The 22,196-nt window shown below is 60.2% G+C and carries 16 protein-coding genes; all 16 read left to right on the forward strand.

Annotated features, from left to right (window positions below):
- Positions 1-19: 19 nt before the first annotated feature.
- The 16 genes from CLU92_RS25090 (at position 20) to CLU92_RS25165 (ending at position 22,147) form a co-directional block, all read left to right on the forward strand.
- A complete protein-coding gene (locus CLU92_RS25090; RefSeq protein WP_034782513.1) occupies positions 20-958 on the forward strand; it encodes an ABC transporter permease in 939 nt (312 codons plus the stop codon).
- Between the two features lie 9 nt (positions 959-967).
- Positions 968-2,083: an ABC transporter permease gene (locus CLU92_RS25095; protein ID WP_101484074.1), complete on the forward strand. Its 1,116-nt coding sequence runs from the start codon at positions 968-970 to the stop codon at positions 2,081-2,083.
- A gap of 9 nt (positions 2,084-2,092) precedes the next feature.
- On the forward strand, positions 2,093-3,793 hold the full coding sequence (locus CLU92_RS25100; RefSeq protein ID WP_101484075.1) for an ABC transporter ATP-binding protein: 1,701 nt from the start codon (positions 2,093-2,095) through the stop codon (positions 3,791-3,793).
- Positions 3,794-3,820: 27 nt separating this feature from the next.
- Positions 3,821-4,783: a VTT domain-containing protein gene (locus CLU92_RS25105; RefSeq protein ID WP_101484076.1), complete on the forward strand. Its 963-nt coding sequence runs from the start codon at positions 3,821-3,823 to the stop codon at positions 4,781-4,783.
- 390 nt (positions 4,784-5,173) lie between these two features.
- Positions 5,174-6,193 carry a glucokinase gene (locus tag CLU92_RS25110; protein WP_101484077.1) on the forward strand — a complete coding sequence of 340 codons (1,020 nt, stop codon included), beginning with the start codon at positions 5,174-5,176 and terminating at the stop codon, positions 6,191-6,193.
- A gap of 397 nt (positions 6,194-6,590) precedes the next feature.
- Positions 6,591-7,385 (forward strand): SMC-Scp complex subunit ScpB, encoded by a 795-nt coding sequence (gene scpB, locus CLU92_RS25115; protein ID WP_034782524.1) that lies wholly within the window; start codon positions 6,591-6,593, stop codon positions 7,383-7,385.
- Complete coding sequence (rluB, locus tag CLU92_RS25120) at positions 7,378-9,462, forward strand: 23S rRNA pseudouridine(2605) synthase RluB (RefSeq protein WP_101484078.1); 2,085 nt, start codon at positions 7,378-7,380, stop codon at positions 9,460-9,462. Before scpB ends, rluB begins: the two co-directional genes overlap by 8 nt.
- Positions 9,463-9,807: 345 nt before the next feature.
- Positions 9,808-10,296, forward strand: coding sequence for a ribosome maturation factor RimP (gene rimP / locus CLU92_RS25125; RefSeq protein WP_071325130.1), 489 nt, complete (start codon positions 9,808-9,810; stop codon positions 10,294-10,296).
- Positions 10,293-11,858, forward strand: a complete 1,566-nt coding sequence (gene nusA, locus CLU92_RS25130) for a transcription termination factor NusA (RefSeq protein WP_071079176.1) — start codon at positions 10,293-10,295, stop codon at positions 11,856-11,858. The genes rimP and nusA overlap by 4 nt, the downstream gene beginning before the upstream one ends.
- Before the next feature lie 46 nt (positions 11,859-11,904).
- Positions 11,905-14,763, forward strand: coding sequence for a translation initiation factor IF-2 (infB, locus tag CLU92_RS25135; protein ID WP_101484079.1), 2,859 nt, complete (start codon positions 11,905-11,907; stop codon positions 14,761-14,763).
- A gap of 117 nt (positions 14,764-14,880) precedes the next feature.
- A complete protein-coding gene (gene rbfA, locus CLU92_RS25140; protein ID WP_034782531.1) occupies positions 14,881-15,303 on the forward strand; it encodes a 30S ribosome-binding factor RbfA in 423 nt (140 codons plus the stop codon).
- 2 nt (positions 15,304-15,305) lie between these two features.
- A complete protein-coding gene (truB, locus tag CLU92_RS25145) occupies positions 15,306-16,241 on the forward strand; it encodes a tRNA pseudouridine(55) synthase TruB (RefSeq protein ID WP_101484080.1) in 936 nt (311 codons plus the stop codon).
- A 207-nt stretch (positions 16,242-16,448) separates the two neighbouring features.
- A complete protein-coding gene (typA, locus tag CLU92_RS25150) occupies positions 16,449-18,281 on the forward strand; it encodes a translational GTPase TypA (RefSeq protein ID WP_101484081.1) in 1,833 nt (610 codons plus the stop codon).
- Between the two features lie 132 nt (positions 18,282-18,413).
- Complete coding sequence (gene dusA, locus CLU92_RS25155; RefSeq protein WP_101484082.1) at positions 18,414-19,409, forward strand: tRNA dihydrouridine(20/20a) synthase DusA; 996 nt, start codon at positions 18,414-18,416, stop codon at positions 19,407-19,409.
- Positions 19,409-19,873: a hypothetical protein gene (locus tag CLU92_RS25160; protein WP_101484083.1), complete on the forward strand. Its 465-nt coding sequence runs from the start codon at positions 19,409-19,411 to the stop codon at positions 19,871-19,873. The genes dusA and CLU92_RS25160 overlap by 1 nt, the downstream gene beginning before the upstream one ends.
- A gap of 534 nt (positions 19,874-20,407) precedes the next feature.
- On the forward strand, positions 20,408-22,147 hold the full coding sequence (locus CLU92_RS25165) for a methyl-accepting chemotaxis protein (RefSeq protein WP_101484084.1): 1,740 nt from the start codon (positions 20,408-20,410) through the stop codon (positions 22,145-22,147).
- Positions 22,148-22,196: the final 49 nt, after the last annotated feature.

Raw genomic sequence — 22,196 nt, forward strand, 5'->3', positions numbered from 1 at the left:
TATACGACAAGGAATCATTATGTTTGCTTATATCCTGCGCCGCTTGTGGCAGATGCTGCCCACCATGCTGGGCGTCGTCCTGCTGGTCTTCATCCTGTTTAACTGGGTGGGCGGTGACCCCGCCTACATTTTGGCCGGCAAGATGTCGAGTGCGGAAAGCATTGCCAACATCCGCCGCCAGCTCGGTGTCGACCAGCCGTACTACGTGCAGCTGTGGATCTTCATCAAGCAGATCGTCACGTTTGACTTCGGCCAGAGCTGGGCCACGGGGGAATCCGTGTCGCATATCATCACTTCGCGCCTGGGCCCGTCGATGATGGTGCTGATCCCGCTGACCGTGCTGGAAACGTTTTTTGGCGTGGCGCTGGCGCTGGCCATCGCTTTCGTGCGCGGTTCGCTGACGGACCGCGCCGTCATGATCGCCTGCACGGTGGGCATGTCGATTTCCATTCTCGTCTACATCATCGTCTTCCAGTATGGCTTTGCCTACAAGCTGGGCCTGTTCCCCGTGCAGGGCTGGGGTGACAGCTTCTGGGAAAACCTGCTGCGCTATTCGACCTTGCCCATTTTGATCGGCCTGGCCGTCTCCATTGCGCCCACCCTGCGCCTGTTCCGCACTTTCGTGCTGGACGAGGCCAACCAGGATTACGTGCGCACGGCGCGCGCCAAGGGCTTGAAGGAAGGCCGCATCATGTGGGTGCACGTGCTGCGCAACGCCGGCATTCCCATCATTACCTATGTGATGTCGAACTTGCCGGCCCTGCTGATCGGTGCTTTCCTGCTGGAACGCTTCTTCGGCATTCCCGGCATCGGGCGTGAAGTGATTCTGGCGGTCGAGCGCAGCGACTTTCCGGTGATCAAGGCGATCACCGTGTATGTTGCCGCCGCCACCATGCTCTTCAACCTGCTCACCGACCTGCTGTACCAGGCGGTCGATCCTCGCGTACAACTGAAGTAGAAAGAGACGATGTCGAAACCTCATACATCGCCCGGCCTGTGGGCCCTGGCGTGGCGCCGTTTGCGCGGCGACAAGATTGCAATGGTATCGCTGGCCGTGGTCGGCGCGTTTTTCCTGCTGGTGCTGGCGTCCGCCAGTGGCCTGGTAGCCTCGAACTGGGAAGATGAAGTGGCCGTCAGCTATGCGCCGCCCACCTTCATCGGTGCCGACAAGGACGCGTCCGCGTCCGGTGATGGCGCCATTCCCCTGCCGGACGAGCGCAGCGCACCGACACAAGTCAATGTGCTCGACCCGCTGGCCGACGATATCGCCGAACTGCGCGCCCAGATGGGCAGCAATCCGTCGGCTGGCGTGGAAATGTACGGCGTCACCGACCCGCTGGCCGACGACTTGACGGCCTTGCGCGCCGGCATGGGCAAGACGAAGAAGTTGATCGCGCACAAGGCGGCAACCTTGCCGTTCGGCGCCGACAAGTGGGGCCACGACATTGTCCAGAAAACCATCAAGGGCGGCGAAACGTCGATCGTGGTGGGCCTGGTGGCAGCCTTGCTGGCCGTGGTGCTGGGCACCTTGTTTGGCGCCGTGTCCGGTTACTTTGGCGGCATCGTCGATGATTTCTTCAACTGGTTCTACAGTATTTTCACATCGATTCCGTCCATTCTGATGATACTCACCGTGGCGGCCGTGCTGCAGCAAAAGGGCGTGCTGACCATCGTGCTGATCCTGGGCTTGACGGGCTGGACGGGGCCGTACCGTTTGATCCGCGCCGAATACATCAAGCACAAGGCACGCGAATACGTGATGGCGGCCGACGCCATCGGCGCCTCGCACTGGCGCAAGATGTTTTCCCACATCTTCCCCAACGTGAGCCACGTGGCGCTGGTGCAAATGTCAATTCTGGTGGTGGGCTTCATCAAGGCCGAAGTGATTTTGAGCTTCCTCGGCTTTGGCGTGCCGGTGGGCACCGTGTCGTGGGGCAGCATGCTCAACGAGGCACAAAATGAACTGATCCTGGGCAAATGGTGGCAGCTGACCGCCGCCGCCACGGCGATGGCCGTGCTGGTGACGGCGTTCTCGCTGTTTACCGATGCCTTGCGCGATGCGCTCGACCCCAAAGTGAAATAGGAGTTGCTCATGGACCAGAATAACCTGTTGGAAGTGCGCGACCTGCGCGTCACCTTCCGCCTGGACAAGAAAACCACGTTTGAAGCCGTCAAGGGCATCTCGTTCAACGTGCCGCGCAACTGTACCGTCGCGCTGGTAGGCGAGTCGGGCAGCGGCAAGTCCGTCAGCTCGCTGGCCGTGATGGGCTTGTTGCCGCCAGATAACACCATCATCGATCCCGCGTCCAGCATCCATTTCGGCGGGCGCGACCTGCTCAAACTGTCGATCGCCGAGCGCCGCACCATGTGCGGCAAGGATATTTCGATGATCTTCCAGGAGCCGATGTCGTCGCTGAACCCCGTGTTTACCGTCGGGTTCCAGATCGCTGAAGTGTTGCGCCAGCACATGGGCATGAACCGCAAGCAGGCGCGCGCGCGTACCCTGGAGTTGCTCGACGAAGTGGGCATACCCGATCCCGCCACCAAGATCGACGCCTACCCGAGCCAGATGTCGGGCGGCCAGCAGCAGCGCGTGATGATCGCCATGGCGATTGCCTGCGAACCGAAACTCCTGATCGCGGACGAACCGACGACGGCGCTGGACGTGACGATCCAGAAGCAGATCATGGACTTGATCGCGGCGCTGCAAAAGAAACATCAAATGTCCGTGCTTTTCATTACCCACGACCTGGGCCTGGTGGGAGAAATTGCCGACCAGGTCATCGTCATGCGCCACGGCGAAGTGCGCGAGACGGGCGAGGTGCGCCAGGTGTTCGAGGCGCCGCAGGACAGCTACACCAAAGCGTTGCTGCATTGCCGCCCCTCGCTGGATGAGCGCCCGTGGCGCTTGCCCGTGATTGCCGACTACATGGAAGGCAAGGCGGGCCCCGGCGTGGAAGTGAAACAGCGCACGCGCGGCACGCGCGGCTATACGCCGGGCGACGAGCCCGTGCTGGTGGTGAATAATCTGAGCAAGAGTTTTTATACGCGTGCAGGCCTGTTCGGCAAGCGCGAATTCCAGGCAGTCAAGGACGTGTCATTTACCTTGCCACGCGGGAAGACCTTGGGCGTGGTGGGCGAATCCGGTTCCGGCAAGACGACGGTGGGTCTGACCCTGCTGCGCCTGCATCAGGCCACGGGCGGCACGGCCATGTTCCATGGCAAGGATCTCATTGCCATGCCGAACAAGGAATACCTGCCGTATAAACGCCGCATCCAGATCATCTTCCAGAATCCGTATGCCTCGCTCAATCCCCGTTTTACGGTGGGACAGATCCTGCTCGAACCGATGCGCATCCACAAGATTGGCGCGAATGACCAGGAACGCATCGCCAAGGCTTACTGGCTGTTGGAGAAGGTGGGATTGCCGGAACAGGCTTTCCACCGCTATCCGCACGAGTTTTCCGGCGGCCAACGCCAGCGCATCGCCATTGCCCGCTGCCTCACCATGCAGCCGGAAATTCTGGTGTGCGACGAATCCGTGTCGGCGCTGGACGTGTCGGTGCAGGCGCAAGTACTCAACCTGTTGCAGGATTTGCAGGATGAATTTGGCTTGTCGTACATCTTCATTTCGCACGATTTGTCTGTGGTCAAATACATCGCCGACCAGGTGATGGTGATGCACAAGGGGCAAGTGGTGGAACTGGCCGATTCGGATGAGCTGTACCGCAATCCCGTGCATCCGTACACGCGCACCCTGCTCAGCGCCATACCCAAGGGCGTGCAGTTGTAAGGGGCTTTTTACGGTAAGATAGCGGCCATGCCCAACCTCATTTACCTGCTCGAACATTACGGTGTCCTGATTGTCTTTGGCATCGTGCTGGTGGAGCAGCTCGGTCTGCCGATTCCCGCCTTTCCCATCCTGGTGGTGGCGGGAGCGATGGCCGTCGATGGCGACATGAATGGGGGACTGGTGCTGGCCGCCGCGCTGGGCGCTTGCCTGATCAGCGACTTCACGTGGTTCCGCGCGGGCCGCCATTTCGGCAAGCGTATCCTGCGGCTGCTGTGCCGCATCTCGCTGTCGCCCGATTACTGCGTCAGCCAGACGGAAGACAAATTCAAGCGCTGGGGGCCGAAAGCCCTGATCGTCTCCAAGTTCGTGCCGGGATTCAATACTGTGGCCGCACCGATGTCGGGAGCGCTGGGCACGCCGCCGGGCCAGTTCTTCCTGTACGCGGGCCTGGGCGCCTTGCTGTGGAGCGGCACGGGCATCGTCGTCGGCGTGATTTTCCATTCCAGCGTGCAGCAGGTGCTCGACTTGCTCAGCACCATGGGTAGCACGGCCTTGCTGATGCTGGCCACCTTGCTGGGCTTGTTCCTGCTGTATAAATTCCTCGAGCGCCGGCGTTTCCGCCAGGCCTTGCAGATCGAACGTATCGGCATCGATGAATTACTCGAACTCATAGAGCAGGGCGAGGAGCCGCTGATGGTCGACGCGCGCAGCGCCACGGCGCAGGCTCTGGAGCCGGCCGTGCCGGGCGCCTTGTTCTTCAATGGCAAGGAACCCGTGCCCGCCATGATCGCCATGGACAAGGACCGCCACATCATCGTGTATTGCAGCTGTCCCAACGACGTGACGGCCGCGCAAGTGGCCAAGCTGTTGCACCAGCACGGCTTTCACCGGGCCAAGCCCCTGCATGGCGGCCTCGATGCGTGGAATGCCGCCTACCGCTCGGACCAGCCGGCGCCCGCCAGCCTGCTGGGCGAAGGCTTGCCTTCCTGATCCCGCTGCCCCTGGCAAGCAAGCTTGGCAGCAAACATAGGCAGAAAAAAACCGGTAGTAATAATACGAAAACACCATCGCCGTGCCGACGGGATGGTAGCGCCACACCTGCGCCGCCCCGTACAAAGCGGCTTTGCGCAAACTCCGGCATACTCTGCTTTCAAGGGGTTTCCTGCTGCTGTGCAGCATGCTTTTCGCATTCCTGTCGAGTGCAAGTACTTACTATAAATCATTGTTTTTGAGTGATTTTTCCCCTGCCTGTTGCATTTGGAGTGGAACTACCAATAAAGGCTGGATTTGATGTACTTAAACTACAAACTTTGCTTGCCTCCGGGCGCATTCATCCTTTAAGCTTGGCGTCCCATGCGTCCCACTTCATCATTTAAAATCATGAGCGCTTCGTCTTCACCCGTATTGCCGACTTCCGCCTTTGCCGATGGACCGCGCCTGCTGGCCGACGTGGGCGGCACCAATGCCCGTTTCGCCCTGGAAGTGGCCGCAGGCCACATCACCCTGGTGGAAGTGCTGCCCTGTGCCGATTACCCGAGTCTGTCTGCCGCCCTGCAAGCCTACCTGGCCCTGCCGCACATCGCTGCTGCCGGCGGGCAAGCCGTGCGCCATGCCATGATCGCCATCGCCAACCCGGTCGACGGCGATTTCCTCAGCATGACGAACCACCACTGGTCGTTCTCGATCCGCGCCATGCGCGAGGAGTGCGGTTTCACGACCCTGGACGTGGTCAACGATTTCACGGCCCTGGCGCGCGCCTTGCCGCAGCTGTCCAGCGAACAGAAGCATCAGATTGGCGCCGGCACGGCCCGTCCAAACACGGCCATCGGCCTGATCGGCGCCGGCACGGGCCTGGGCGTGTCGGGCCTGATTCCGTCGAACGGCGGCTGGATCGCCCTGCAAAGCGAAGGCGGCCACGTCAGCTTCGCGCCGTCGAATGAAACGGAAGTGAGCATTCTGCAATTTGCCTGGCGCGAATATGAGCACGTCTCGGCCGAACGCCTGATTTCAGGTGATGGCCTGGAACTGATCTACCGCGCCCTGGCCGACCGCGCAGGCGTGCCGGCGGAAGACTTGCCTGCGGCGGAAATCACGCGCCGCGCGCTGGCCGGTGAATCCCAGCTGTGCGACGACGTCATTGAAGCGTTCTGCTGCATGCTTGGCACGGTGGCGGGCAACGTCGCCGTCACCCTGGGCGCGCTGGGCGGTATTTATATCGGCGGCGGCATCGTGCCACGCCTGGGGCCGCGCTTCGACCGCTCCGGTTTCCGCGCCCGCTTCGAGCGCAAGGGCCGCTTCGCCAATTATGTGTCGCAAGTGCCGACCTTTGTCATCACCGCGCAGTATCCAGCTTTCCTGGGTGCATCGGCCATTCTCTCGGAGAAACTCGCCTCCCTGTGATGCGGGCAGCGGGCGATGTGTCGCGCCATGACCGGGTAAAACGCGTGTTTTGCCCGGTTTTGCGCTTTTCCGCTTTTTATCAGGTACAATTGGCATCGTTGGATGAAACGACGACTGTCGCTCTCCTGTATGGCTGAATCTTCGCCACGGAAAAGCAGCTGCTCCGGAGTTCGTTTCATTGCTGGTTATTTAAGGCCAGCACCATGGATGGCAGGACTTTCACTGCATCCGCTTTAGTCCCGCTTTGCGCGCATCGGCCAAGGCGTCGGAAAAACAGCCTCAACTAGTAACCCAGCACGGCGTCATCATCGATGTCTGCCCTCTGTTACGTTGAAATGAACGTTTTTGATTTCTTTCTCTGCATACGAATTGCAACACACATCCGCACAGAATTGCTATGAATACAATTGAGGCTAAAAAAGTCCTCGAAACCGCGTTGCTGTGCGCTCGTGAGTCGCTGACGATCCACAGCCTGAAAAAGCTGTTCGTCGATGCGGACGAGAATGGTCGCGTGCGTGGTGTCGGCGTTGGTGCCGACACGATCAAGCAATTGCTGGAAGAGTTGCGGCAGGAGTGGGAAGGGCGCGGCATTGAGATCGTCAGTCTGGCTTCTGGCTGGCGCTTTCAAAGCCGCCCGGAAATGAAGATGTATCTCGATCGCATGACGCCCGAGCGGCCGCCTAAGTATTCGCGGGCGACCCTGGAAACCCTGGCCATCATTGCCTACCGCCAGCCGGTGACGCGCGGCGATATCGAGGAAATCCGCGGTGTTGCCGTCAATTCGCAGACGATCAAGATGCTGGAAGACCGTGGCTGGGTCGATGCCATCGGTTACCGCGACGTGGTGGGCCGGCCGGCCTTGCTGGCCACCACCAAGCAGTTTTTGGATGACCTGGGTTTGCATTCGCTGTCCCAGCTGCCGCCTTTGCAGCAAATCAGTGAAATGCAGGGCAACGGGCTCGAAGCCCTGGAAGCGGCCCTGCAAGAAAATTTTGACAAGGCAAGCAATGAGCTTGTCCCCCAGCTTGGTGCAGGTAGCAATACGGCTGTGACAGATGTAGATGTGACAGCAAGCCTTGATGCCGGCCCCGATGCTTCGCCCACGGACGAAGCCTACACTCACGACCCTGCGCCAGAACTAACGGTTGACGCTGCGCCAGGTCAGCACAGCCAAGAAACGAAGAATGAATAATCCGAACACACCCGAGACAGTAACCGCCAGCGACGAAGCCATCGTTGTCAAGCCCAAGCGCCGCACCAAGGCCCAGATCGAAGCTGATGCGGCTGCCGCCGTTGCAACTGCTGCAGCCGGCGACAGCGTCGCTGCCAAGCCGAAGCGCCGTACGAAAGCCGACGTGGCCGCCGACGCGCCTGTCGCTGACGCCGCCGTAGAAGCTGCACCTGCCGTCAAGAAAACCCGCGCCAAGCCAGCCCTGAAGGCCGTGGCCGACGCCGCGGAAGCCGCTGCCGAGGCGGTTGCCGCCCCGGCGCCGCGTCCGCCGCGCGCCCGCGCCGCCGCCAAGGCCGCTGCCGCCGTCGCTGAAACAGCGCCGGAAGCCGTGGCTGACAAGCCGGCCGAAGCACGCCCTACCCGTGGTCCGCGCCAGATGCGTGGCGTGCAAGCGGAACGCGCACTGCGCCAGCCGCCGCGCGCCGAAGCGCCGCAGGCAGCCGAAGCAGTTGCTGCAGCGCCTGCCGCAGAGCAAGCAGCTGCGCCTGTCGCCGATGTGTTCGATGCCGAAGGTAACCTCGTTTCCGGCCCGCGCCTGCCGCGCGGTCCGCGCAGCGACGTGCCGGGTGCTGGCAAGAATGCCGGCAAGAGCCGCAAAAAGGGCAAGGGCCGCCAGGCTGCGCCCGGCAAGCTCAGCGACGCTGACGCCGTGTTCTCGTTTGTCACCTCCGACGCGTTCGACAGCGAAGAAGGCGGCACGGGCCGCGTGCAGAAAGTGGCCGTGCGTCGCGACCTGACGTCCGACGACGATGCGCCGAAGCTGCACAAGGTGCTGGCCGAAGCCGGTCTCGGTTCGCGCCGCGACATGGAAGACCTGATCATTTCGGGCCGCGTGTCCGTGAATGGCGAGCCAGCCCACATTGGCCAGCGCATCCTGCCGAGCGACCACGTGCGCATCAATGGCAAGTTGATCCAGCGCCGCGTCAGCAAGAAGCCGCCACGCGTGCTGGTGTACCACAAGCCGGCCGGCGAAATCGTCAGCCATAATGACCCGGACGGCCGTCCATCCGTGTTTGACCGCCTGCCGACCATGAAAGCCGGCAAGTGGCTGGCCGTTGGCCGCCTGGACTTCAACACCGAAGGCTTGCTGCTGTTCACCACTTCCGGTGACCTGGCCAACCGCCTGATGCATCCGCGCTACGGCATCGACCGCGAGTACGCCGTGCGTACCCTGGGCGAGCTGGAAGAGGGCATGCGCCAGAAGCTGCTGGCCGGCGTCGAGCTGGAAGACGGTCTGGCGCAGTTCTCGAAGATCGCCGATGGCGGCGGCGAAGGCATCAACAAGTGGTACCGCGTGGTGATCGGCGAAGGCCGTAACCGCGAAGTGCGCCGCATGTTCGAAGCCATCGGCCTGACCGTCTCGCGCCTGATCCGGACCCGTTACGGCGCCATGACCCTGCCGAGCGGCCTGAAGCGCGGCCGTTGGGAAGAAATGGATGAGAACACCGTGCGCGATCTGCTGACCGCCTACGGCATCGAAAAGAAAATGCCGGCATCGGGCGACCCCCGTGCCGCTGGCGCCGCCAAGGGCCGCGAGGCACGCAAGGCCAGCCGCGATGACGAGCCGAATGGCAACCGCATCGATGTGAGCAACCGCAACGCCGATCCTTTCCCGGTCGCGCCGCGCCGTGGCCAGCCACAAGGCCAGTTTGCCCGCCCGCAAGGCCAGGGTCGCCCAGGCGGCACCGGCCGTCCTGGCGAAGCGCGTGGTCCTGGCCGTGGCCAGCCGCAAGGTCCGTTCCAAGGCGGCCAGCCGCGCTCGTCGGCATCGTTCGAAGGTGCGCCGCAAGGCCAGGGTCGTCCGCCGCGTGCGGCAGGCCAGGGCCAGGGGCGTCCTGCCGGTGGTGAAGGCCGCGCGCCGCAGCGCGGTCCGCGCCAGCCTGATCCGCTGCAAACGACCTTTGGCTTCGCCAACACGGGTCCGCGCCGCAATGCCGGCGGTGGTGCCGGTGGTCAGGCGCGTTCCGGTGGTCAGCCGCGTGGCGGCATGGATCGTGGCGGCATGGATGGCATGCCGCGCCGCCGCAGCAAAGGTTAATCCGGGAGAGTTTCTTCTCGCGCGCCCGCTGATCTGCTGCGGGCGCACGCTCTTGTAACTGTTGTAAGCCGGGCCGCTCCTTGTGTGCGGCATTGCGGCGAAGTTAATAAGAGGTTATAATCTGCAGCCTAATAAAAGTTCTCCGCAGGGTTGTTTGGTGGGGAGATGCTTTCATCTGGTTGGGGAAATACAAGAAGATGGGCAGATGCCCATTTTTTTTTTGTTGAACCGTTTGTAATGGCTCCGCAAGGGGCCATATATGACTTGAATGCGTGTTTTTGCATGTTGTCGGCGCTCAATGCAGCGCTGTCATGCTGAAAACGGGCCTTATTTCTGGAGAATTTCTTGCAGCAGTTGGGATTAATTGAAAAGACAGTTACAGGTCTGGGCTATGAGCTCGTTGATGTCGAACGTGCCGAGCGCGGACTGCTGCGCGTCTTTATTGATTTCAGCGCCGCCGATGCCGCTGAAAAAGGTCCGATCACGGTCGAAGACTGTGCCACGGTGAGTCACCAGTTATCGCATGTGTTGACGGTAGAGAACGTTCCTTACGAGCGTCTCGAGATTTCTTCCCCGGGTCTGGATCGTCCGGTGCGCAAGCTGGAAGACTTTGTCCGTTTCGCAGGCCAGGAAATCATCGTCAAGCTGAATGTGGCGATGCCGGGTACGAACAACCGGAAATCGTTCCAGGGGATCTTGCAAGAACCCGTGGGCGATAAATTGTCGTTGGAATTTGAAGGTAAGGATGGTCCGGCGATGTTGGAATTTACACTCGCGGATGTGGATAAGGCACGCTTGGTGCCGCAGGTGGTTTTTAAGGGACGCAAAGCATGAGCCGCGAAGTTTTATTATTGGTTGACGCGCTGGCGCGCGAAAAAAACGTCGATAAAGATGTCGTCTTCGGCGCCCTCGAATTCGCGTTGGCGCAAGCCACGAAGAAACGGTATGAGGGTGAGGTAGACATCCGCGTTTCGATCGACCGCGAAACGGGCGAATTCGAATCGTTCCGCCGCTGGCACGTTGTGCCCGATGAAGCGGGCCTGCAATTGCCGGATCAGGAGATCCTGCATTTTGAGGCAAAAGAACAGATTTCCGATATCGAAGTCGATGACCACATCGAAGAACCGATCGAATCCGTTGAATTCGGCCGCCGTTTCGCCCAGGATACCAAACAGGTTGTCTTGCAGCGCGTGCGTGACGCCGAACGTGAACAGATTCTGGTCGACTTCCTCGAACGCGGCGATTCGCTCGTCACCGGCACCATCAAGCGCATGGAACGCGGCGACGCCATCGTCGAATCGGGCAAGATCGAAGCGCGTCTGCCACGCGATCAGATGATCCCGAAAGAGAATCTGCGTATCGGCGACCGTGTCCGTGCCTATATCTTGCGCATCGACCGCAATATGCGCGGCCCGCAAGTGATCCTGTCGCGCACCGCGCCAGAATTCATCATGAAGCTGTTCGAGCTGGAAGTGCCGGAAATTGAACAAGGCATGCTGGAAATCAAATCCGCAGCCCGCGATGCCGGCGTGCGCGCCAAGATCGCCGTCTACACGGCCGACAAGCGCATCGACCCGATCGGTACTTGCGTCGGCATGCGCGGTTCGCGCGTGCAGGCTGTCACCGGCGAACTCGGTGGCGAACGTGTCGACATCGTGCTGTGGTCGGAAGATCCGGCGCAGTTCGTCATCGGCGCCCTGGCGCCGGCGAACGTCTCGTCGATCATGGTCGATGAAGAAAAACACGCGATGGATGTCGTCGTGGACGAAGAAAACCTGGCAATCGCGATCGGCCGTTCCGGCCAGAACGTGCGCCTGGCCTCGGACCTGACCGGCTGGAAGATCAACATCATGACGGCCGAAGAATCGGCTGACAAAGCTGCCCAGGAAACGGCTGCCGTGCGCATCCTGTTCATGGAAAAGCTCGATGTCGACCAGGAAGTGGCCGATATTCTGGTGGAAGAAGGTTTCGCCAGTCTGGAAGAAATCGCTTACGTGCCAATTTCCGAAATGCTGGAAATCGAATCGTTTGACGAAGATACCGTCAATGAACTCCGTACCCGTGCGCGTGATGCGCTCGTGACCGAAGCGATTGCTTCGGAAGAGGGTCTGGAAGGCATGGACGAGGCGTTGGTGGGTCTGGAAGGCATGGACCGCATTACCGCCGGCAAGCTGGGTCTGGCTGGTATCAAGACCGTTGAAGCATTTGCAGCACTGGCATACGACGAATTTGGCGCAATCCTGGCCTTGTCTGCGGACCGTGCGCGTGAACTGATTACAAGTGAATTTAAAGATGTGACCGACGATGAGATGAAGTTGGTTGACTCGAAATACGACGATCGTGCCAAGGCGTTGCAAGCCAAGGCATGGAGTCTGGCCGAATCCGCAAAGGCTTAATTTGAGTATCTTTATCATCTCCGCGACACATAGAAAAGAGGACTGAATGGCGAGTAACAACGTAGCCCAATTTGCCACCGAACTGAAGATGCCTGCAGATTTGCTGCTGACGCAGCTGCGTTCTGCCGGCGTCGAGAAAAGTTCGACGTCAGATCCATTGTCGAAAGATGATAAGGACAAGCTTTTGGATCATCTGCGCCGCACACACGGCGCAGCGGCTGACACAGAAAAGAAAAAAATCACCGTGACCCGCAAGGAAACGACTGAAATCAAGCAAGCTGACGCCACCGGCAAATCGCGCACCATCCAGGTGGAAGTGCGCAAGAAACGCACTTTCGTCCAGCGTGACGAAGCTGTGCCGGTCGCAGCTGAACCGGTCGCGCCTGCCGCACCGGTGATCGATCCCGCCGACGTGGCGCGCCGTGAGGAAGACGCCCGTAAACAGGCTGAACTGATCGCCCGCCAGGAAGCCGATCTGCGCGAAAAGCAAGAACGTCTGGCCAAGCTCGACGCGGAAAAAGAAGCCCAGGCGAAAGCCACGCAACAGGCTGAATTGGCTGCGAAGAAAGAAGCTGAAGCGGAAGCGAAGAAAGCGGCTGCCAAAGCTGCTGCTGCGCCTGCCGCCAGCGCCGCTGCGCCTGTCGTTGACGACGCCGCTGCCGAAGCGAAAAAAGCTGCTGCCGCTGAAGAAGCGAAGAAGAAAGCCGCTGCCGCTGCTGTTGCCGCCAAGGAAGCCGCTGACAAAGCGGAAGCCACCGAGCGTGCACGCAAGGCCGTTGCCGACGAAGTCGCCCAGATCAAGGCCATGATGAACGCGCCACGCCGCGCCATCAAAGCTCCTGAACCCGTACCGGTTCCGGTGAAGCCGAAGGCGCCGGAAGGCACCCTGCACAAGCCTGCTGACAAGAAACCTGGCGACAAGCCGGGCGACAAGAAGCCTGCTGTTGCAGACAAGAAATCCATCAAGTCGGCCAATGTGTCGTCCACTTGGTCCGATGACGCGAAGAAACGCGGTACCACCGGTGGTCCTAAGCCACGCGGCAATAGCGGCCCAGGCGGCCGTGACAGCTGGCGCGGTGGCGCGAAGGGCCGTCGCCCGACGCACCATGACGACCGTGAATCGAACTTCCAGGCTCCTACGGAAGCCGTCGTCAAAGACGTGCACGTACCGGAAACGATCACCGTGGCCGAATTGGCACACAAAATGTCCGTCAAGGCATCCGAAGTCATCAAGCATTTGATGAAATTGGGCCAGATGTGCACGATCAACCAGGTGCTGGACCAGGAAACCGCCATGATTCTGGTGGAAGAAATGGGCCACAAGGCGTTCGCAGCCGAACTGGACGATCCGGAAGCGCTGCTGGCCGATGTGGGCGAACACGCACACTTCGAAACGAAGCCACGCGCACCGGTGGTCACCGTCATGGGTCACGTCGACCATGGTAAGACCTCGTTGCTCGATTACATCCGCCGCGCCAAGGTTGCATCCGGCGAAGCGGGCGGGATTACGCAGCATATCGGCGCTTACCACGTCGATACGCCACGCGGCATGATCACCTTCCTCGACACCCCGGGCCACGAAGCGTTTACCGCAATGCGTGCCCGTGGCGCCAAGGCAACCGACATCGTCATTCTGGTGGTTGCCGCCGATGATGGCGTGATGCCGCAGACGAAAGAAGCGATTGCCCATGCGAAAGCAGCCGGCGTGCCGCTGGTGGTGGCGATCAACAAGGTCGACAAACCGGGTGGTAACGTGGACCGCGTGACGCAGGAACTGGTCGCCGAACAAGTCGTGCCGGAAGAATACGGTGGCGAATCGCCATTCGTGCCGGTCTCGGCAAAAACGGGTCAAGGTATCGACGACCTGCTGGAACAAGTGCTGTTGCAAGCCGAAGTGCTGGAACTGACGGCACCGGTCGATGCGCCTGCGCGCGGCCTGGTTGTCGAGGCACGTCTGGACAAGGGCCGTGGTCCTGTCGCGACGATCCTGGTGCAGTCCGGTACTTTGAAACGCGGCGACGTGATTCTGGCTGGCTCTTCGTATGGCCGTGTTCGCGCCATGCTGGATGAGAACGGCAAGTCCATCGCTGAAGCGGGTCCTTCGATTCCGGTCGAAATCCAGGGCTTGACGGAAGTGCCGGTTGCCGGTGAAGAAGTCGTCGTCATGGCTGACGAGCGCAAGGCGCGTGAAATTGGTCTGTTCCGTCAAGGTAAGTTCCGCGACGTGAAACTGGCCAAGCAGCAAGCTGCGAAACTGGAAAACATGTTCGACCAGATGGCCGAAGGCGAAGTGAAAAACTTGCCGCTGATCATCAAAACCGACGTGCAAGGTTCGCAAGAAGCGCTGGTTGGTTCGCTGCAGAAACTGTCGACCTCCGAAGTGCGCGTACAAGTTGTTCACGCTGCAGTCGGCGGCATCACGGAATCGGACGTCAACTTGGCAGTCGCCTCGAAAGCGGTCATCATCGGCTTTAACGCCCGTGCTGATGCCCAGGCACGCAAGCTGGCCGAGTCGAATGGCGTGGACATTCGCTACTACAACATCATTTACGATGCGATCGATGAGATCAAATCGGCGTTGTCGGGCATGTTGGCTCCAGAGAAACGCGAAACCGTCATCGGCCAGGTCGAGATCCGCCAGGTTATCCTGGTCTCGAAAGTGGGCGCGATTGCCGGTTGCCTGGTCACCGATGGCGTGGTCAAGCGTGCTTCTTCCGTCCGCCTGTTGCGCAACAACATCGTGGTGTGGAGCGGCGAGATCGACTCCCTGAAACGCTTCAAGGACGATGCGAAAGAAGTTCGCGCCGGTCTGGAGTGCGGCCTGTCGCTGAAGAACTACAACGACATTCAGGTTGGCGACACCCTGGAAGTGTTCGAAGTCCAGGAAATCGCTCGTACCCTGTAATCTCGGCAAGAACAATGGCGCGGACATATGGTTGTCCGCGCAAACACGTGGGGCGCATTGGTCAACGGGCAACCGTTTGACTCATGCGCCCTGCGGCACTTAGGACAGCATAAAATCATGGCTAAACATAGCAAAACCATGCCAGCGCGCGGCTTGCGCGTGGCCGACCAGATCCAGCGCGATCTGGCTGAAATCGTCGCCTACGAATTGAAAGACCCGCGCGTGGGCACGATGATCACCATCACCGAAGTGCAGATCACCCCTGACTACGCGCATGCCAAGGTGTTTTTCACGATGTTGAAAGACAGCAAGGAAGCCATCAAGAACACCACCGAAGGCTTGATGGCTGCGTCTGGCTTCATCCGTGGCTTGCTGGGCAAGCGCCTGCACATCCACACCCTGCCGATGCTGCATTTCGTGCACGACAGCTCGACCTCGCGCGGCATGGAAATGTCCTTGCTGATCGACAAGGCCAACGCCACGCGCGCGGCCGACGCCGAGCCGGACGAGAAGCCTGCAGACAAAGCGGACGAGCAGTAAGCGTGGCGGGTCCGAAGAAACCGCCCGGCATCAAGCGGGTGCGCGACCTGGTCGACGGCGTCTTGCTGCTGGATAAGCCCGTGGGCTGGTCCAGCAACGACGCCCTGATCAAGGCCAAGCGCGTGCTGAATGCGAAAAAAGCGGGCCATACGGGCACGCTGGACCCGTTCGCCACGGGTTTGCTGCCGCTGTGTTTTGGCGAGGCCACGAAGTTCTCGCAGGACTTGCTGGAAGCCGATAAAACCTACGAAACCCTGGTGCACCTGGGGCAGACGACGGATACGGGCGACACGGAAGGCGAAGTGCTGGAAGCGCGCGACGTCAACATCACTCAGGAGCAGATCGAAGCCGTGCTGGCGCAGTTCCGCGGGCCTATCCTGCAGACGCCGCCCATGTACTCGGCCTTGAAAAGAGATGGCAAGCCCTTATATGAGTATGCAAGGGCAGGCATCACCCTGGAGCGCGAAGCGCGCCCGGTGACCATCCACAAGCTCGAGTTCCTCGGCTATGAAGCCCCGTTTCTGAAATTGTCCGTGATGTGCAGCAAGGGCACGTATATCCGCGTGCTGGGCGAAGACATCGGCCATGCCCTCGGTTGCGGCGGCCATCTGAACGCCTTGCGCCGCACGCAAGTCGGCAGCCTGACCCTCGATGGCGTCGTCACGCTCGACGAGCTGACGGCGCATGCCGCGCCGTTGAGCTTGCTGGCGCCTGTCGATGCCTTGCTGTCGAGTTTCCCCGCCGTCCAGCTGACGGAAGAATTGGCCAAACGTTTCCTCCACGGCCAGCGCATCGCACTGGGCAAGGAAGACGTTGCCGTGCCGGCTGAACCGGGCACGGTGCGCGTGTATCACGATAGCAAGCTGCTGGGCACTGGCCAGTTGCAGGAATACAGCGTCCTGGCACCGGAGCGTTTGATCGCCACGGCGCATCAATAAGTCACAGCAACGTCACATTACCCAGCGACACTCTTTAACCAGTGTCGCTTTTTTAAACAAATCGTCCCCGACTGCGGGAGCCGCCAGCATTTTTAGATAGCGTTGCAACGCAACATGCTATACTACGCGGTTCCGGAAATAGATTAGCATTCGGGTATCTCGTACACCTTGTACGCACTCCGCAGTTTTTCAGTAACTACTACGACCATGTCAAATACAAAACGCGCAATTCGTAATATCGCCATTATCGCCCACGTTGACCACGGCAAAACCACGCTGGTGGATCAGCTGCTGCGCCAGTCCGGCACCTTCCGTGAAAACCAAGCGGTCGACACCCGAGTCATGGACTCGAACGACCTGGAAAAGGAGCGCGGCATTACGATTCTGTCGAAGAACTGCGCTGTTGAGTACGAAGGCACCCACATCAACATCGTCGACACCCCAGGCCACGCCGACTTCGGCGGCGAAGTGGAACGTGTTCTGTCGATGGTTGACTCGGTTCTGCTGCTGATCGATGCACAAGAAGGCCCGATGCCACAAACCCGTTTCGTCACGCGCAAAGCGCTGGCACTGGGTCTGAAGCCTATCGTCATCGTCAACAAGGTCGACCGTCCAGGCGCGCGCCCGGACTGGGCCATCAACCAGACGTTCGAACTGTTCGACAAGCTGGGCGCGACCGACGAACAGCTGGATTTCCCTATCATTTACGCTTCGGGCCTGAACGGCTATGCCGGCCTGACCGAAGACGTGCGCAGCGGCGACATGAAGCCGATGTTTGACGCCATCCTGGAACACGTTCCAGTACGTGACGACAATCCTGAAGGCCCGCTGCAAATGCAGATCACCTCGCTGGATTACTCGTCGTACGTCGGCAAGATCGGCATTGGCCGCGTCAACCGCGGTACCGTCAAGGTCGGCCAGGACGTGCTGGTCATCAATGGCCCAGGCGCCACGCCTATCAAAGGCCGCATCAACCAGGTGCTGAACTTCAAGGGCCTGGAGCGCGTGCTGGTGGACGAAGCTGTTGCCGGCGACATCTGCCTGATCAACGGTATCGACGAAATCGGCATCGGTTCGACCCTGTGCGCAGTCGATACCCCGGACGCGCTGCCTATGCTGACCGTCGACGAGCCGACCCTGACCATGAACTTCATGGTCAACAACTCGCCACTGGCTGGCCGCGAAGGCAAATTCGTCACCAGCCGTCAGCTGCGCGACCGTCTGGACCGCGAACTGAAAGCCAACGTTGCTCTGCGCGTTTCGCCAACCGACGATGACACTATCTTTGAAGTATCGGGCCGCGGCGAGCTGCACCTGACGATTCTGATCGAAAACATGCGTCGCGAAGGCTTCGAGCTGGCCGTGTCGCGTCCACGCGTGGTGTTCAAAATGGTCGATGGCGTGCGCCACGAGCCGTTTGAAAACCTGTCGGTTGACGTTGAAGAAGTCAACCAGGGCGGCGTCATGGAAGAACTGGGCCGTCGTCGTGGCGACCTGCAAAACATGGAATCGGATGGCAAGGGTCGCGTGCGTCTCGAGTACCTGATCCCGGCGCGTGGCCTGATCGGCTTCCAGGGCGAATTCATGACCCTGACCCGCGGTACCGGCTTGATGAGCCACGTATTCCATGAATACGCGCCTGTCGACAACACCCGTGGCGAAATGGCTGGCCGTCGTAACGGCGTGCTGATCTCGCAAGATGACGGCGCTGCTGTTGCCTACGCTATCTGGAAACTGCAAGACCGCGGCCGCATGTTCGTATCGCACAATGACCCAGTCTACGAAGGCATGGTCATCGGTATCCACTCGCGCGACAACGATCTGGTCGTCAATCCGATCAAGGGCAAGCAGCTGACCAACGTGCGTTCGTCGGGTACCGACGAAGCAGTGCGCCTGGTACCGCCAATTCAGATGTCGCTGGAATACGCAGTTGAATTCATCGAGGACGACGAACTGGTGGAAATCACGCCTAAATCGATCCGTCTGCGCAAGCGCTTCCTGAAAGAGCACGAGCGTAAAAAAGCGTCGCGCGACGCGTAATACCTGCGTGAGCATGGATTGACGTCCATGCCGCTTTCGGCCCGCTGCGCCGCATGACTTTAACCGGTGATGCGCGCAGCGGGTTTGTTGTTTCTAGAAGCTGTTATGTTTTGACCTGTTTTTATTGATCCTATGACTACGTCCTCCCTGCCTTCCCGCCGCCTGTCCGTCGCCCCCATGATGGACTGGACCGACCGCCATTGCCGCAAGTTCCACCGCGAAATTACGCGCCACACCTGGCTCTACACCGAGATGGTGACGACGGGTGCGCTGGTGTATGGCGACGTGGAGCGCCATTTGCGCTTCAACGAGGAAGAGCATCCTGTGGCGCTGCAGCTGGGCGGCAGCGATCCGACGGACCTGGCCACCAGCGCGAAACTGGGCCAGCAGTGGGGCTATGACGAAATCAACCTCAATTGCGGCTGCCCGTCCGAGCGCGTGCAGAAGGGCGCGTTTGGCGCCTGCCTGATGGCCGAGCCGCAACTGGTGGCCGACTGCGTGAAAGCCATGCGCGACGTGGTCGATATCGACGTCACCGTGAAGCACCGCATCGGCATCGACGACAGCGAGTCCTACGACTTCGTGCGCGATTTTGTGGGCACCGTGGCCGACGCCGGCTGCAAGACATTTATCGTGCATGCGCGCAATGCCATCCTGAAGGGGCTGAGTCCGAAGGAAAACCGCGAAGTGCCGCCCCTGAAATATGACTATGCCTACCGTTTGAAGCGTGATTTTCCGCAATTCGAGTTCATTATCAATGGCGGCATCAAGACCCTGGACGAAATCGACCTGCATTTGCAGCACCTCGACGGCGTGATGCTGGGTCGCGAGGCCTATCACAACCCGTATGTCATGGCGCAGTTCGACCAGCGCTATTACGGCGACGACACCCCTGTAAAAACACGCGAGCAGGTGCTCGAAGCGATGATTCCCTATATCAGCGCGCAGCTGGAAAAAGAAGCGGGGCGTTTGAAGCTGAACAGCGTCACGCGCCACATGCTGGGCCTGATGCAAAACCTGCCCGGTGCGCGCGGCTTCCGCCAGACTTTGTCGGACTCGAAGAAGCTGGCCTCGGGCGATCCGCGCTTGCTGCTGGAAGCGGCCGCGCGCTTGTCCTTGCCTGCCTGATGCGCGGCGACGGCCACGCCCATGCACGGCAGTTGCATGGCTACCTGCAAGCCGTCACCGCAATGAAGGATGATGGCAGCTTGTTTCTTTGCGCGTATCTGGGGCCCATCGCGCCGCAGTCGGCGTTCGACGCGCTGTGCCGCGTCCTGAAGATACAGCCGGACGGCATGCGCCTGCAGCCGATCGAAAGCATGGTATGCAGTGGCGCCTTGTGCACGCCGCGCCAGTGGCTGCTCGAGCGCCTGCTCCCGATGAGCGAGGCCGACCGGCAGCCGCTCGACGCGCGTTTATATGATGGCTTCGAGGGTGAACTGGCCGAATTGCTTGGTAGCGAGCCCCGCTGGTATCAACTGGTATCATCGGGCCAGCGCAGCCTGGCCGCTCAATTGGGCGCCATCTGGAGCGTCTTTGTCTTTGGCACAGAGTGCCACGCCTATGTGATGCATTGCAGCTGGGACCGCTGAGCCAACTTGTCTATACCGGTGCCTCGGCGCACTGGTATTGTCCGCACTACCCCCTCCTCTGAGTACCTCTTCCGAAACGATGTCATATGGCTATGCCATGTGTTGTAAATGCGCTGTTTCGGCGCACGCCCGCACTGTCGTAGGGCATTTCTAGGGGGCAAGAAACGGCGTTGTTGCCATTTCCCCGAAGAAAGTTAATCAGGCATTTATTCAGGTACATATTGCTTGCTTTGAGGCAAAATTTACACCTATAATTGATTATAGACAAATATTTCTCGTGTGAATGTTTGATGTTGATCTCACATCAACGCTGTCAGAAATTCACTGTGTGGAGCAAATTTGCATTCGCAGTCACTGGCGTTTTCAGGGCTGTTGTAGACCAGGAAGTACCCCAGGCTGCGTGCGGCCGGAGACCGCCAGCATACCAATGGGTAAGGGCGGATACCGGTGTTGCGCAGCCTTCGTCTTGTCGTGCCGGGCAAAAATCCTTATCAATAGTTTCATTTACGAAGAGCCGAAATGAATTTAGCAAAAATGAAGGTTGGTACCCGTCTGGGCCTGGGTTTTGCCCTGGTACTGGTTCTGCTGGTGGCCGTGACCGTTCTCGGCATCGCGCGCATGGCGCAAATCCAGGAACGTCTCGACCACGTGATTAATGTCAATAATGTCGTCACCCGCCTGGTGATCGATATGCGTGGCAACGTCAGCGACCGCGTCACCTCGCTGCGCATTCTCACCCTGATGACTGATGCGAGCGATATGGAGCCGGAAATGGCGCGTATCAAGACGCAGACCAGTACCTATCAGGAAACGCAGAAGAAGCTCGAAGAGAAATTCGCCGTCGAGTCCACTCCTGAAGAAAAAGCCCTGCTGACCTCGATCAAGGAATACGAGGCGGCCGCCATGCCGGCCATCGCCAAGGCATCCGCACTGTGGATGGCCAACGATGCGGAAGGCGCCACGCGCGTGATGATCAAGGAAATCCGCCCGGTACAGAAAAAATGGATGGAAGCGCTGGAGCAACTGGCCGTGCTGGAAGACAAGCTCAATGAGCAGATGCAATCGGACGCCCGCAAGGCCTTCGACAGCGCGCGCCTGTTCATGATCGTTCTCGGCGTGCTGGCCGTGGCGATGGGCGTGGCGGCGGCACTGGTGATCACCCGCGGCCTGCTGAAACAGCTGGGCGGCGAGCCTGACTACACGGCATCGATCGCCGGCAGCATCGCCAATGGCGACCTGTCGATCGGCATCCACACCCAGCCTTCCGATACGTCCAGCCTGCTGGCGGAAATGAAGGAAATGCGCAACAGCCTGGTGGGCATCGTCGGCCAGGTGCGCGTGGGTACGGAAACCATCGGCACGGCGTCGCGCGAAATTGCCGACGGCAATATCGACTTGTCCTCGCGTACGGAAATGCAAGCGAGCGCACTGGAAAAAACGGCGTCGGCCATGGAAGAGCTGACCTCGACCGTGAAACAGAATGCGGACAATGCGCGCGAAGCCAACAAGCTGGCCGCCACCGCATCGGATGTCGCCATCAAGGGCGGCTCCGTGGTGTCGCAAGTGGTTGACACCATGAGCTCGATCAATGAATCCGCGAAGAAAATTGTCGACATTATCGGCGTGATCGATGGCATCGCCTTCCAGACCAACATCCTGGCGCTGAACGCGGCCGTGGAAGCGGCACGTGCCGGCGAGCAAGGCCGCGGCTTTGCCGTGGTGGCCTCGGAAGTGCGCAACCTGGCCCAGCGTTCCGCCGGCGCCGCGAAAGAAATCAAGATCCTCATCGACGATTCGGCCGAGAAGACGGAACGCGGTACGCGCCTGGTCGGCCAGGCTGGCGTGACGATGGGTGAAGTGGTCGACAGCGTGCGCCGCGTCACCGACATCATGAGCGAGATCGCCAGTGCCAGCCAGGAACAAAGCGCCGGCATCGAACAGGTCAACCTGTCGATCATCGAGATGGATGGCATGACGCAGCAAAATGCGGCGCTGGTGGAACAGGCGGCCGCTGCGGCGCAAAGCTTGCAAGACCAGGCGGCCGAATTGGCCCACGTGGTCAGCATCTTCAAACTGGTCGAAGGCGAAGAGAAACCGGCAGCGTATGCACCGGCTCCCGTGGCTGCCGCACCATTGGCCGTGCGCAAGCCGGCGCCGGCATTGCGCCCGGTCAAGTCACTGACCCGCAAGACGGAAGCGGCCGCTCCGGCGGCTGCTCCTGCACCACGCAAGGCGGCAGGTGCCGGCAGCAATGACGAGTGGGAAGAGTTTTAAGCGCCAGGCAGTTTGACGGAGGCATGGTGCTGGCACCGGGGGCAGACAT

Source organism: Janthinobacterium sp. 61 (assembly GCF_002846335.1).
Lineage (GTDB): Bacteria > Pseudomonadota > Gammaproteobacteria > Burkholderiales > Burkholderiaceae_D > Janthinobacterium.

What these genes read in the sequence shown, in the direction of transcription:
- CLU92_RS25090 (WP_034782513.1), top strand. Translation starts at nt 20, where the DNA reads ATGTTTGCTTATATCCTGCGCCGCTTGTGGCAGATGCTGCCCACCATG.
- CLU92_RS25095 (WP_101484074.1), top strand. Translation starts at nt 968, where the DNA reads ATGTCGAAACCTCATACATCGCCCGGCCTGTGGGCCCTGGCGTGGCGC.
- CLU92_RS25100 (WP_101484075.1), top strand. Translation starts at nt 2,093, where the DNA reads ATGGACCAGAATAACCTGTTGGAAGTGCGCGACCTGCGCGTCACCTTC.
- CLU92_RS25105 (WP_101484076.1), top strand. Translation starts at nt 3,821, where the DNA reads ATGCCCAACCTCATTTACCTGCTCGAACATTACGGTGTCCTGATTGTC.
- CLU92_RS25110 (WP_101484077.1), top strand. Translation starts at nt 5,174, where the DNA reads ATGAGCGCTTCGTCTTCACCCGTATTGCCGACTTCCGCCTTTGCCGAT.
- scpB (WP_034782524.1), top strand. Translation starts at nt 6,591, where the DNA reads ATGAATACAATTGAGGCTAAAAAAGTCCTCGAAACCGCGTTGCTGTGC.
- rluB (WP_101484078.1), top strand. Translation starts at nt 7,378, where the DNA reads ATGAATAATCCGAACACACCCGAGACAGTAACCGCCAGCGACGAAGCC.
- nusA (WP_071079176.1), top strand. Translation starts at nt 10,293, where the DNA reads ATGAGCCGCGAAGTTTTATTATTGGTTGACGCGCTGGCGCGCGAAAAA.
- infB (WP_101484079.1), top strand. Translation starts at nt 11,905, where the DNA reads ATGGCGAGTAACAACGTAGCCCAATTTGCCACCGAACTGAAGATGCCT.
- rbfA (WP_034782531.1), top strand. Translation starts at nt 14,881, where the DNA reads ATGGCTAAACATAGCAAAACCATGCCAGCGCGCGGCTTGCGCGTGGCC.
- typA (WP_101484081.1), top strand. Translation starts at nt 16,449, where the DNA reads ATGTCAAATACAAAACGCGCAATTCGTAATATCGCCATTATCGCCCAC.
- dusA (WP_101484082.1), top strand. Translation starts at nt 18,414, where the DNA reads ATGACTACGTCCTCCCTGCCTTCCCGCCGCCTGTCCGTCGCCCCCATG.
- CLU92_RS25160 (WP_101484083.1), top strand. Translation starts at nt 19,409, where the DNA reads ATGCGCGGCGACGGCCACGCCCATGCACGGCAGTTGCATGGCTACCTG.
- CLU92_RS25165 (WP_101484084.1), top strand. Translation starts at nt 20,408, where the DNA reads ATGAAGGTTGGTACCCGTCTGGGCCTGGGTTTTGCCCTGGTACTGGTT.